9 protein-coding genes are annotated in these 13,334 nt (G+C 54.5%); 5 read left to right on the top strand and 4 right to left on the bottom strand.

All coding sequences use genetic code 11. The annotated features are described in order from the left end of the window. Nucleotides 1-212: 212 nt before the first annotated feature. Both AC5DDB_RS26505 and AC5DDB_RS26500 read left to right on the top strand, forming a co-directional pair. Complete coding sequence (locus AC5DDB_RS26505; RefSeq protein ID WP_491742782.1) at nucleotides 213-2,492, top strand: NfeD family protein; 2,280 nt, start codon at nucleotides 213-215, stop codon at nucleotides 2,490-2,492. Between the two features lie 17 nt (nucleotides 2,493-2,509). Next, nucleotides 2,510-3,073, top strand: coding sequence for a hypothetical protein (locus tag AC5DDB_RS26500; protein ID WP_491742781.1), 564 nt, complete (start codon nucleotides 2,510-2,512; stop codon nucleotides 3,071-3,073). A 24-nt stretch (nucleotides 3,074-3,097) separates the two neighbouring features. On the opposite strand, the gene AC5DDB_RS26495 is transcribed toward AC5DDB_RS26500, so the two are convergent. Then, complete coding sequence (locus tag AC5DDB_RS26495; RefSeq protein ID WP_491742780.1) at nucleotides 3,098-3,793, bottom strand: HPP family protein; 696 nt, start codon at nucleotides 3,791-3,793, stop codon at nucleotides 3,098-3,100. A gap of 224 nt (nucleotides 3,794-4,017) precedes the next feature. Here AC5DDB_RS26495 and AC5DDB_RS26490 point away from each other — a divergent pair, with 224 nt between their 5' ends. Together AC5DDB_RS26490 and AC5DDB_RS26485 are read left to right on the top strand one after the other, a co-directional pair. Next, complete coding sequence (locus tag AC5DDB_RS26490) at nucleotides 4,018-5,235, top strand: formylglycine-generating enzyme family protein (RefSeq protein WP_491742779.1); 1,218 nt, start codon at nucleotides 4,018-4,020, stop codon at nucleotides 5,233-5,235. 125 nt (nucleotides 5,236-5,360) lie between these two features. After that, a complete protein-coding gene (locus AC5DDB_RS26485; RefSeq protein ID WP_491742778.1) occupies nucleotides 5,361-6,713 on the top strand; it encodes an NAD(P)/FAD-dependent oxidoreductase in 1,353 nt (450 codons plus the stop codon). A gap of 114 nt (nucleotides 6,714-6,827) precedes the next feature. Here AC5DDB_RS26485 and AC5DDB_RS26480 read toward each other — a convergent pair whose 3' ends face one another. The 3 genes from AC5DDB_RS26480 to AC5DDB_RS26470 form a co-directional block, all read right to left on the bottom strand. Continuing rightward, complete coding sequence (locus AC5DDB_RS26480; protein WP_491742777.1) at nucleotides 6,828-7,751, bottom strand: hypothetical protein; 924 nt, start codon at nucleotides 7,749-7,751, stop codon at nucleotides 6,828-6,830. A 589-nt stretch (nucleotides 7,752-8,340) separates the two neighbouring features. Continuing rightward, the gene (rpsA, locus tag AC5DDB_RS26475; protein WP_491742776.1) at nucleotides 8,341-10,278 is read right to left on the bottom strand and encodes a 30S ribosomal protein S1; all 1,938 of its coding nucleotides are present in this window, start codon (nucleotides 10,276-10,278) and stop codon (nucleotides 8,341-8,343) included. Nucleotides 10,279-10,592: 314 nt separating this feature from the next. Then, on the bottom strand, nucleotides 10,593-11,459 hold the full coding sequence (locus AC5DDB_RS26470) for a sigma-70 family RNA polymerase sigma factor (protein ID WP_491742775.1): 867 nt from the start codon (nucleotides 11,457-11,459) through the stop codon (nucleotides 10,593-10,595). Between the two features lie 435 nt (nucleotides 11,460-11,894). Between AC5DDB_RS26470 and pgsB the strand changes: the two genes are divergently transcribed. Continuing rightward, nucleotides 11,895-13,265, top strand: a complete 1,371-nt coding sequence (gene pgsB / locus AC5DDB_RS26465) for a poly-gamma-glutamate synthase PgsB (RefSeq protein ID WP_491742774.1) — start codon at nucleotides 11,895-11,897, stop codon at nucleotides 13,263-13,265. Nucleotides 13,266-13,334: the final 69 nt, after the last annotated feature.

Here is a 13,334-nt window from a genome sequence, read left to right as displayed (position 1 = left end):
GTCATGTTTTCCGGTCCGACCCAGACGGAAACCGTTGCGAACGAAATGGAGTTACTGTTGTTCAATACATCTATGATGATCGATCAACCGGCGTCATTGTCAAGAGGCGACCCACGAAGTTTCCCAATCCGCGATTTGACCCGCATTTTCCAGCGGGTGTATAATGACGCAACTCGGATTTAATGATGAAACTCACTCAAACGGTGTCCGCGATGGAACGAACATTACCTTTCCTGCGGAGTCTTGCGGCTGCGTTGTTCGCGGTTTGTCTATTGGCCGTGGGGGCGAATCGGTTGTTCGCGGATGATCCCCCGGCAAAACCCACGCTCGAGGACGCTACCGCTCCGCCAAGTAACGAAGCTGACACGCCTGACAGTGAAACACCCGGCCAAAAACTCGCGTTGTTTCTCAAGGTCCAAAGCCCATTGGGCGATGCTCAGTTTGCGCGAGTGCGGAACGCCGCTTTGAATTTGCAAAGCGAAGCCGAACGTCGTGGGCAGTCGGCCGTGTTGGTGCTGGAAATCACGCCGGGCACGAGTCCGTTCTACCAAGTTCAGGGACTGGCCAGATTCCTCACGTCTACCGAGATCTCCGCCGTCAATACTGTTGCCTGGATTCCGGAAGATGTCACCGGAAACAACGTTGTGCTCGCGTTGGGATGTCGCGAGATCATCATGCATCCCGATGCCGAACTGGGGGACATCGGGCGTGGTCAACCGCTCGATCGTGACGAGGAAAGCGACATCATCAGTCTAGTGCAGAAGGCACACAATCCGAAAGTCAACGAAGCCGTTGCTCGGAAAATGATTGATCCCTCGGTGAGTTTGCTCAAGGTGAAGTATCGCCAAACCAAAGACGGCCCCGAACAAACAGAAATCATCACCAACAACAGACTGCGAGTGCTGCAGGAGACGAAAGCCACGGTCGAACCACGCACGTTGCTCGACGCCGGGATGAAGGGCGTTTTTACGGGGAAGACGGCTCGTGATTGGGATGTCCTCGTCACGCAGACGGCAGAATCGCGATCCGAGTTGGCGGAACTGTATGAACTGCCTAAGTCGGCTCTTCGAGAGGTGGCTACATTAGGAGGCGAGTTGAAAGTTCGCCTGTTGCGGATTGACGGTGTTATCGATGGTCCGCAGGCGGCGTTCATCAAACGACAAGTGCAACGAGCGTTGGGGCAGGGGGCGAATCTGCTGATTTTCGAAGTCGATTCGCCTGGCGGTCGTTTGGATGCGATGCAGGAAATTGCTTACACGATTTCCGATCTCGATCCGGACACCGTCCGCACTGTTGCTTACGTGCCTCAAGATGCCATCAGTGCTGCCGCCGTGATTTCGCTGGCCTGTGATGAACTCTACATGGAGCCGCATGCAAAGATCGGTGATGCAGGGCCAATCGAAATGCGTCCGGGGGAAGCCTTCGAGCATGCCCCGGAAAAAATCGTGAGCTACATGCGAAAGCTAATGCAAGAACTTGCCGAGAAAAAGAACCGACCAGCGGCGATCATGAAATCGATGGTCGATCGAAATCTCGAAGTCTACGAAGTCACGAACCGCGACACGGGAGCGGTCTGGTTCATGACCGAAGATGAAATCCATGCCTCGAACGGCGAATGGATTCGCGGGGCGATCGTGCCGGAGTCGCGGAATGGTTTATTGCTGACCATCTTCGGAACCGAAGCTCACAAGTACAAATTGGCCGAACCGGCGGTGGCCGACGAAAGTGAACTCAAGGAACGCCTGGGAATCCCCGCCGATCAAAAACTGATTCCCATGAAGGAAACGTGGGTCGATTCGATGGTGTTCAACCTCAATAACCCTGCCTGGACCGGCACCCTGTTGACCTTGGCGATGGTCTGTTTGTTTATCGAATTGCACTTTATGACGGGCGTGATGGCGATCGGCTCGGCGTTGTTCTTTGCATTGTTCTTCTGGAGCAAGTACATGGGCGGAACCGCCGGTTGGTTGGAAGTGATCCTGTTCGCCTTCGGACTGATTCTGATGGCCCTTGAAATCTTTGTGATGCCAGGATTTGGTGTCTTCGGAATTTCCGGGGGGGTGTTGCTGTTGATGTCCGTCGTGATGGCCAGTCAAACCTTTGGGCACTCTGAACCAGGACGCGATATGGTTCTGCTCGCGCGGAACTTGACGACGGTGAGCCTCTCGATCGGTGCCGTGATATTGATTGCGGTGGTGCTGAATCGGTTCCTGCCACACATGCCGATCATGGGGGCGATGATTCTCACTCCGCCCGGAAGCACCGCAACTGCGGATGGGCCGCAATTACGTCCAGATTTGATCAACGATCCCCACGGAAGCGGCATGGTTGGTCTGACCGGTCGAGCACAAACCACGCTACGACCGGCCGGCAAAGCGCTCCTTGATGGGCGATTGGTCGATGTGGTTAGTGACGGTGGTTATATTGATACTGGTACCCCCATCGAAGTGGTACGCGTGGAAGGTAACCGCGTGATCGTTCGTGAGGCCTGATTAGGAGTGGCTTGGAAATGTATCCATCTTCCGCATTCTCCGAGGTTCCCTCGGAACAACCAAGAATCGAATCGCCGCCGACACACTTCGCCTGGATGGTCCGCCGAGTCGGCTCCGGCTTGGTCTTGGGATCAATCGCGGCCTTTGTGGCTTGCGGAATCTTCGAAGAAACCCCCTTGATCTTGGGCGTACTAGCAGCGGGCGTTGCGGGGGCATTTCTTCTCTGGAAGACCAATAACATCGAAGGCTACGTCGAGGAGATCGATCACTTTGAAATCGACTGGCATAAACTCGGCAAGAATTTGTCTGGGTTCGGTCGGTCGATTTGGTCATTTGGGAAGCGATCACTTCACCGAGTTTATCGGTTTGTGAGCCGTCTATGTTTTTCGGTGGTCATCGGATTGGGGAGCGGTCTGGCGATGCTGGGAGTGGCAGCAACCGACCAGCCAAACGACTGGCAAATCGAGGTTCTGGAGCGGACCGGTCCACCGATCGGCCAAGCAGCCCTGATCATGGGCGCCGTATTGCTGATTACCGCAACCACTTGGTTTTTACTCGGGTTGCGTAAAGCAGAACCATGACATTCTGCCGATCGAATCTAGGCATCAATCCGATTGGCGTTGCGGATCGGAAGTCACGGTGATTTCCTCTTCGGTTCCTTTTTTGTCGACAGAGACGCGGAGTTCTTTCCCGTAGTAGTTCCGTGTGAATTCCCGCCAAAAGTTTTTGAAGGCCAGTTCCTCGAGATAGATGTACGCAAAGATTTTGACAGTGAAAATCAACGCCACCACTGCCAACATCAACAAGAGCAAACTGAGCACCTCGCGGTGGTAAATAACGAACGCCATACCGCTGCCGACGGCTGCCGGGTGCATTGCCTGAGCCCACCGCATACAGGAAATCGATAACGCCACCGCTAACGCACATTGTACCGGGATCGGGAAAAAACGTTCATCGTTGCCGAGGTAGTCTCGAAGACCGAACAACAACATGCACACGAATGCCGCCAATGTGTAGGCAATTGTGATGGAACGGAGACTGTTGGTTTTCTGAAGTGGTGCAAAGACCACCGAAGCTGCCGACGAACCCAAACACGCGAAAAGCAGTAAGTCGTTCTGGTCGATTTCGAAATAGTTTTGCTCGACCGCCGCCACTGCCCACGCGACCAATCCGACCGCTGTTCCAGCGATGATGCCGTTGATCAAGCCGGACCGCCAGAAACTCTCCTTTTCAAGACGGAAGAATTCCTGTTCGACTTTCTCCGCCAGTTCCCGTAGTTGTCGTCCGTAAAGCACTCTCACGGAGAACACTCCTTGATGCTTGCTGGAATGAGCGACTCATTGTCTGGTGGCAATCATCCCGCTTTTCCAACTGAGATTCCAGAGCCGATCGCCGCTCCGACCGGACTATTCGAAGACTGTTTGTGAAGACGTCTTCACGAAAAGGATTGTGAGTTTCTTCGCGGCTAGCGATAATTGGTGCTCGCTGGATGAAATCTGAACTTTGCAGATGAAGAACTATGTGGATGCGTTCAATAATCGTAGGCGGTCTCGTTCTTGTCGGAATGTGTTGTGGTCTCGTCGGTTGCAGTGGAGGGGGGGACGACGAAACCGCTCAGCAAACTGCTCCGGTTCAACCACCACCTGCACCGCCCCGGGTGCCCACGGTGCCGTCCGTTCCCACGGTTCAAGCTCCTGCGAACAATTCGCCCCAACGGCCGGTGACTCCGAAAGAGGCCCCGCCACCGCCGCCGAATTCGTTCACGATTCTGGAAGATTCACCGCCCGGTCAAGATTTCCAGATTCTGCCAGAGACGGAGAATGCCAATCGCTTTCTCGCTGAGGTTCCCAAAGAGGGGTTTGATTCTCGCACGTTTTGGCCGGTGTTTCCTGAGGAACCGGAACCGGATCAGAAGTCTCAATTGAACCCGGCTTTGAAGATTCCGCCGACCATTGAGATCATCACTTCGGCCGGATTTAACCAAGATGGTTTGCCCTGGCGGATTCGTACGCAGATCGACGGCATGGAAATGGCCCTCGTGCCTGCCGGAGCATCGGTGTTGGGGACGAACGGAGGTGATGCAAATACTCAGCCGCAACTCGAAACGGAACTCGGCAACTTCTACATGGACGTGCACGAGGTCACGGTCGCTCAGTACGAACAATTCTACCAAGCGGCATCGAGAGCGGTCCGCGGTCGTAAGCCGGATGAAGCCGCCAACGAAAAAGACCCGGACGACCACCCCGCGTTGGGTATCGCTTGGCGAGATGCGGAAGCGTACGCGAACTGGTGCGGACAAGCTTTTGGCGGAAAGAAACTGCCAACTGAAGCTCAGTGGGAGAAAGCTGCCCGTGGCTCGAAGGGGTATCGTTATCCCTGGGGGAGTGAAAAACCATTCTGGTCTCGCTCGCGGAAGCCGGGGCAAGTCGATCCCGTGCAATCATTCCGTAACGATGTCAGCATCTACGGCATTCACGACTTAGCCGGCAACGCACGCGAGTGGTGTGCGGACTGGTATCGCGATGATGCCTTCCAACTGGCTGCGAAAGCAGATAGTTTGCCGCTGATCGACTGGACCGGTCCAAAATCCGCCCAACCCGACTTCCATCACGTCATCAAAGGGTCGGCCACCGATTGGACCGTCTGGCGTCGCGATCACGGTCGCTCGACGGATCAACTCCCAAATGTCGGTTTCCGTTGTGTCCTGCCGGTGAGCCTTCCCAAGACTCCCCCAAAACTGTAAATGTGCACATACCCCCGGCTGACTGTCAGTTCCATGCAACGATAAAACACGCAGACGGTTGATTGCCGCTCACAATTCCTATAATTGCCCTAGTTCGAGACTTTCGAGAAGGGAGTGCGGGTCCTGTGAGTGAGCGACAGCATGTGGTTGTGGTGGGTGGTGGGTTTGCCGGGCTGAATGTGGTGCGATCGCTCCGCAAGGCCGACGTCGATATCACTCTGCTCGATCGTCAGAATCACCACCTATTTCAACCCCTGTTGTATCAAGTGGCGACAGGTGGGTTGTCGCCGGCGAACATTGCGGCTCCGTTGCGAAGTGTCTTCCGTCGGCAGAAGAATTGTGAAGTGCTGCTCGCGGAAGTGACGGGGTTCGATGCGGAGAATCGCAAGGTTATTCTGAAAGACGGGGAGATCACTTACGACACGCTCGTGGTCGCAACCGGGGCAGAGTACAACTACTTTGGTCGCGATCGGTGGAAGAGTTTCGCACCGGGGTTGAAAAGTATTAAAGATGCTTTGGAAATTCGCCGTCGGATCTTGACCGCGTTCGAGCACGCCGAGCGGGAACTCAACCCTATCAAACGTAAACAGTGGTTGACGTTCGTGATCGTCGGAGCGGGGCCAACGGGGACGGAACTCGCCGGAACATTGGCCGAAATCGCTCGGCATACGCTGAAGTCCGAGTTTCGCCATATCGACCCCGCGGACGCACGGGTGATTCTCGTCGATGCCAGCCCGCGTGTGCTGTCGAACTACCCGGACAAACTTTCCGACCGGGCGGAGGCCGACTTGAAGAAACGTGACATTATCGTACGCACGAATGTCATGGTCACCGAGATCACGCCGACTTCCGTGACACTGAAAGTGAACGACGATGTCGAACAGATTGCGTGTCACACGATTATTTGGGCAGCGGGTGTGCAGGCGTCTCCGCTTGGGGAAAAACTCGCGGAGGCGACCGGAGCGGCGACAGATCGCAGTGGCCGACTGATTGTCGATTCAGAACTGCGGGTCCCGAATCATCCCGAGATTTTTGTCATCGGCGATTTAGCCCGCGTGGAAATGGAAGAAGGAAAGCCCTTGCCGGGGTTGGCACCAGTGGCGATCCAAGAAGGAAAATATGTTGCCGACACGATTCGACAAAGTTTGCGGGGCGCAAAACCATCGCCCTTCAAATACAAAGACCGCGGCACAATGGCCACGATCGGACGTGGTTCGGCAGTCGCAGACATCAGTGGCTGGAAGTTGACCGGTTTCTTCGCATGGATGATCTGGTTATTCATCCATCTCATGCAAATCGTGCAGTTTCAGAATCGTCTGCTGGTGCTGATTCAATGGGGATGGAACTACCTGACCTTCAACCGATCCGCCCGCTTGATCACCGGAGAAGCTCCCGATTGGGAAACGACACCCAGCTGCGGACCTGAGACAGAAACCGGTTCCAATCGACCGGCGGTTGTCGAGAATGCATCGTCGTGAGTGAACATCGGTTGGCGGCTGATCAAACAAAAAAAGCGGCCACCGAGAGAACTCGGCAGCCGCTTCTGGAGGACGACGGTTGGAAAGCCGTCGATCAGTTCGTTCAGCGGTCAATTATTTTTGGACGCCGAACAGGTCGTTCAGTTGATCCCGACGAGCGGTCGGTTGTTGCTCTTGAATCCGGCTTGGGAAGTAGTTTCCGGTCGCTGGTTTCGGAGGAGCGGACGGCAGCGGTTGAATGGTTTTCGCTCCGCTTTGGTTCGGGACAACAGCAACGTTGGTTACAGGCTTCTTAGCGGTCATGCCGACGTGAGCACGGGTGGTGCAAGCAGCACAGGAGCCGCAAGCGGTCTTCGTGCAGCCAGGGTCGGTGGTGCAGCAAACTGGTTTGCTAACTCGCACAGGAGCACAAACGGTCGCGTTGCAAGGAGCGGCACAGGTTGGTTCTGGGCAGCAGCCTTTGTCTTTCTTGCTGAAGCAAGAGAAGAGACCTTTTTTCTCCGGTGTTGCACAGGTCGGTTCACAGACGGTGGCAGGAGCACACTCAGCAGGTGCACAGCCTTTGTCTTTCTTGCTGAAGCAAGAGAAGAGACCTTTTTTCTCCGGTGTTGCACAGGTCGGTTCACAGACGGTGGCAGGAGCACACTCAGCAGGTGCACAGCCTTTGTCTTTCTTGCTGAAGCAAGAGAAGAGACCTTTTTTCTCTGGCGTTGCACAGGTTGGTTCGCAGACGGAGGTAGGAGCACACCCGGCAGGTGCACAGCCTTTGTCGTCTTTCTTGCTGAAGCAAGAGAACAAACCACGTGGTTTCGGCGAACTTGCACATCCAGCAGGAGCACAAGCGGAATCACCGCAGACCGGTTTCGTGCTGCAAACGGTTTTCGGAGCACAAGCCGAGCTGGTTGTGCAGATCGGAGCGGGAGCAGCACAACCGCATTCAGCATCTTTCTTGAAGCAGTCGAACAGTCCTGCTTGAGACTGAGCGGCGAGTCCGACAACCATCAGACTCGCGACGCTAAAACAACGGATCCATCGCATGTTTCGTATCCTTCCCTTGGAATCGAAGCAGGTCTCTGCACAGACCGCACGCAGAAGCGAAGGTCGGCAGCCGCGCTGGGTGTGCCTTGGGTCGCGACTTTGCAGGCGGCCCTGCTTGGGCATCCCTTTCGGTGTCGGAAACTCACGGCCAGGCCGCTCTCCATTTTCCGACGTTCCACCGAAGGGTTGTTTCTCAGTTTTGGGTTGTCTCGTAGAAGCGGGTTCTGCGGGACTGGTGAGTGGTATCGGCGGCGACTCGAAACACCCTTGAACTTCTTAAGTTGCTAAATCCCAAAATAGTTACGTCAACTATTGTGCTGATTGTGACGCTTGGTCCGGTTAGGTAAATTATCCGGCCTCAAATCGGGGTCTCAGGCCGCTGAAACGCCGATTTCGCCGGATCTTGGAGAAGATACGCGAAGTTTCCGAATCGATCCGTGCGTTTCGAATATGCCGATCGATCCTTCCAGACGTCGAACCACACCGGATTCAGACCCGGTAGAACCCCTACGACAGCGCGAAAAAACCGGCTGTTGGTAGGTCCAACAGCCGGTCCAGGCATCAAAATGTGATGTCAATTCAGACAGTATTAAGACTGCGTGATCGTGGAATCGTCGTCATCAGAGTCGGAACTGGCTTCCTCCGAAGCAGATTCCGCTGCCTCTTCGACAGCTTCCGCCGGAGTTTCCGGAGTTTCTGCCGTTTCGGTCTCAGTTGCGGTTTCCGTTTCGGTTGCAGTTTCCGTTTCGGTTGCAGTTTCAGGCTGTTGTCCGCCAATCGGCATTTGGAACAACGGACCCGCTCCGCCACCGGTTCCACCCAAAAGTGGTTCGCTGGTCGCACGAGCCGCTTCCGGTTTGGCACCGGTTGCAGCGGCGGCTTCCTGTTCGATCTCTTCCAAGTCGCCTTCGAGTTTCCGGCTGAGACCGATCTTTCGGTCTTCGATGTCCACTCGGAGAATACGAACTTCGATTTCCTCGCCGACTTTGACCACTTCTTCAGCGTTCTCGATCTTGTCGTCCGAGAGTTCCGAGATGTGCAGCAAGCCTTCGAGTTCCGGCTCGAGTTGCACGAACACACCGAAGTTGGTGATCTTCGTGACTTCGCCTTTGACGATCGTACCCGGGCGGTATTTGTCCGGGATGGTGGTTTCCCAGGGATCGTTTTCGAGTTGCTTCATACCAAGAGCGATTCGCTTGCGGTCTTCGTCGACCGAAAGCACGATACAGCTGATCGCATCGCCTTTCTTGAGCATCTCGTTGGCATGGGAAATCTTGCGGGTGTGGGACATGTCGCTGACGTGCAGCAACCCGTCGACACCTTCTTCCAACTCCACAAACGCACCGTAGTTCGTAAGGTTCCGTACGGTCCCTTCGATTTTGGTGCCGGTGGGGTACTTCTCGGCGACATGATCCCAAGGGTTGGCTTGGGTTTGCTTCATACCGAGCGAGATTTCTTGCTTGTCGGTATTGATGCCCAGCACAACGACTTCGATTTCGTCGCCGATGCTGACCAATTCGCTCGGATGGTTGATCCGTTTGGTCCAAGACATTTCGGAAATGTGGACCAGACCTTCGATCCCGTCTTCCAACTTCACGAACGCCCCGTAGGTCATAATGTTGACCACTTCGCCGCGAACTTTCTCGCCAACCGGGTATTTCTCGGCGACGTTGTCCCAAGGGCTGGGCTGAAGTTGTTTCATACCGAGAGCGATCTTTTCGCGTTCCCGGTCGATGTTGAGGATCTTGACTTCGATTTGCTGATCGATCTTGACCTTCTCGGTTGGGTGACCGATTCGGCCCCAGCTCATGTCGGTAATGTGTAGCAAACCGTCGATACCGCCGAGGTCGACAAACGCACCGAAGTCGGCGATGTTCTTGACCACCCCTTTGCGGACGTCACCTTCCTCGATCTGGGAAAGCAACTCTTCTTTGGCAACACGGCGTCGGTCTTCGATGAGTTTCCGCCGGGAAACGACGATGTTCCGACGGCTTTCGTCGATCTTGAGAATCTGGCATTCGATATCTTTGCCGATGTAGTCGGCGATATCGCGGGGACGGCGGATGTCGACTTGGCTCGCGGGGAGGAAGACGTTCACGCCGATGTTGACCAGCAAACCGCCTTTGATCTTGCGAACGACGTTGCCGGTAACCACATCGCCTTCGTCGTGGGCGTTGATGACTTTTTCCCACTCACGAATGCGGTCGGCTTTCCGCTTCGAGAGCATGATCAGGCCGAAATCGTCTTCGACTTCTTCCAGCAGGACTTCGCAGGTGTCGCCGGGTTTGGGCGGTTCTGGGTCTTCCGACCACTCATCGAGCGGAACAATGCCTTCACTCTTGTAGCCGATGTCAATCAGGACATCGTCGCCTTCGATCCGAAGGACTTTCCCTTCCACGATGGAATTCACGTCGGGGGCGTCACCAACGAGTTCGTCGGTGTAGGGATTGTCCCCGATCTCCCCAAGAATGCTCTCGAGGTCATCGTCTTCAATTGCAAACTGCCGAATGAGATTCCGATCTACCATACCGCGATGTGTTCCGTTCCCGTCCAATCCGCAGGTGAAACCGCTAGAAACCGGCTTCCGGAGCGCTGCGAACCGTCAAGCGTTAGGACTGATCCCCCAATCATCGCTGTCTTCGAGAGAAGCGGCATGGATGAACAGTCAGCCTACCCCCAACCCGCCGACGCACCACATGGTTCGTCATTCCAAGCGGTTTGGTGGAATTCCGTCACTATAGTTGACAGAACCGAATCGGGCTAGGGAAGTTGGGCGGGTTTTTGGGGCTTTGGTAGTTGTCCGCTGTCAGTTACGGGAGGTTAGCCAGGAACCGATTCCGGTCATCCCACGAATTCCGGTTCTTCGACGCGGAGTTCTCGGAGGCGATCCAACGCCCGGTGAGTTAAAACGCGGACTCGTTCCTTACTCAAGCCGACAGTCTCGCCAACTTCCGTGAATGTTTGCGGTTCGGGGGCACTCAGACCGAAGCGGGACTTCAAAATGCACTGCTCGCGGTCGGAAAGGGTCGTCAGCATCTGCTTAGCCAATTGCCGGTGCGATGCCACACGACGTTCTTGTTCCGATGCCAGTGGACGATCTTCTGGTACGGTGTCGAACTGTTGTGAGTCGGCTTGGACTTGTCGACGAGCCAATCGGGACCGTCGTTTCCCATAGCGAAGATAGTGGTTCCGCAACGTATGGCCGGCATACGTGCTGAAACACAGGCCCCGCGAGACATCAAATAGTTCGACGGCTCGAATCAATGGCAAAGTGGCGTCGGCCACGAGTTCTTCTAACGTTTCTTCCGTCTCGGCGAACGGCTGAGCCATTGCGACCGCCAAGCGTAAGTTCGACTCCACAATCACATTACGGATGTCGTCGGCTTTCTCGAGATGCTCTGAATGTTCTCGATACCACTCATCATCACGGTGAGCGGGTCTGACGACATCTTCCATTCGCGCCGCTTGAAACTTCTCGAAGTTCATTCGACAGAACAGATCGTGCTCTAAGTCTTTGGAAAGTGGCGGTCGCTGACAGAGCTGGCTTAGCGCGACGGAGCGACCGTATCGGTGAGCTTGAGACGCGGGTGGTTCAGGAACAGGTAATAGCGCTGCAATTTGTTCCTTCGCATTTGTCTCATGAAACAACGCGTGATCAATAAACGAAGTCTTGATGTGACTTGGGTGTAGAGGCGACAACGAGATCATTTGTCAGGTTCCCTGTTGTTGCGGGATGACTCATATGCAGCAAAATTCAACGCTTTCAAACTTATGACCGTAATACTGGTCAACGATTAACACGTTTGGTCAATTTTCTGCCGCCAATACATATGCACTGTTTGATGTGAAGGACCAAGACCCATGTTTCGAGTGTGTTCTATGGCTGGGAACCGAAAGTTCGCACCACAAGACTTTGGTGTTTTCGATAGATACCCACAACAAATTGGTAATTTGCTAACGCACGCCGGTTAGTAAGAACACCGGATGACAAAAACTTTGATCAAGTTTCTTGATCTTGCATCACTATGGCGCGGTTCTTGCGAATAGAGCCGACCCAACAGGTTTTCGTACCTGCAGGCTACACGTACAGATTTAGAAGCCTGCATACGAACACGGATACAACGCTTCAGGAGAGCGAAACATATGTTGGGACTTTGGACGATTTCCGCCATGCTCGGTGGACTGATTGCAGTAGGCGGATGGGAGTCGTGGCGTCATCGCCGCAACTTAAAATCGATTCCAATCCGCATTCACGTCAATGGCACGCGAGGCAAGTCCAGCGTGACACGTTTAATCGTCGCTGCTTTACAGGAGGCCGGTATTCGCACGGTTGGCAAAACAACAGGCACTCTGCCACGTTTGCTACTTCCCGACGGTACGGAACAAGCGGTCGAGCGAGTTTCATCGGCTAATGTCATTGAACAACGTGGCATTGTGAATGCCGCCCGACAACACGGTGCCGAAGCGCTTGTGATCGAATGCATGGCCTTGCAACCACAACTTCAGTGGTTGTGTGAATGTAAACTGGTGAACGGCACGCATGGCGTGGTCACTAATGCTCGGGCAGACCACTTAGATGTAATGGGGCCGACTGAAGTCGACGTCGCGAAAGCGTTGGCAAATATGACGCCTTGCGGGGGCAAATTATTCACAGCGGAACGAAAACACTTGGGTGTGTTTGCACACGCCGCGGACGATCGTGGAAGTCTTTTGATACCGACAAAACTCGAAGATGTCGAAGCGGTCACTGATGAGGAAATGAGTCGCTTCCCGTATTCCGAACACAAGGAAAACGTTGCGTTAGTGTTGAGCCTGTGTAACGACCTCGGCATTGATCGTGAGACCGCACTTCGGGGAATGTGGAAGGTGCTTCGCGATCCCGGTGCAATGACGCTGCATGAAGTCGACTTCTTCGGCCGACGCATTGTGTTCTCGAACGCATTTGCTGCCAATGATCCGGCGTCGACCGAAACCGCCTGGGACACTTCGATTCAACGAGCCGGGCAGACGGAAACCAAAATTGCTTTGATCAATTGTCGTTCCGATCGTCCCGATCGCTCCTGGCAAATCGGTGAGGCTTGTCCGCATTGGCAAGCCGCTGACTATTACCTATTGACCGGTACCGGACGACACGTCTTCACTCGTGCCGCCGTCAAGAACGGTCTTGACCCACAACGCATTGTTGAAGTGGATGACAACGATATCTCTAAGATCTTTGAGACCATTGTGGAAGTCGGCGGAGAATCGACGGTTGTCGTCGGCATGGGGAATATCGGCAAGCACGGCTTAGAAATTGTGCAGTACTTCAAGAATCGAAGTGTGTTGCCATCGCAAGTACGTCGCAAGAAGAATCGTCGTCACCACATCAACCGCATTCAGCACATCGAGACAAGCTCGCAACCCAAACCGAAAACAAAACGCAACGGACATGGTGCCGAACGTGCGCGTGAGTTGGCTGTAGCGTCTCTGTCTACTGAGTCAGACCACTTCCTTGACGAGCAGGGCGAAGACTAGTTTTGGTCTCGGAATTACGGATTGTTGCTGCGATGCGAGACCGTTGTGATATCTGCATCGAAGTATGGA

The organism is Thalassoroseus sp., from assembly GCF_984380535.1.
This window is presented reverse-complemented; position numbering and strand designations above follow the sequence as displayed.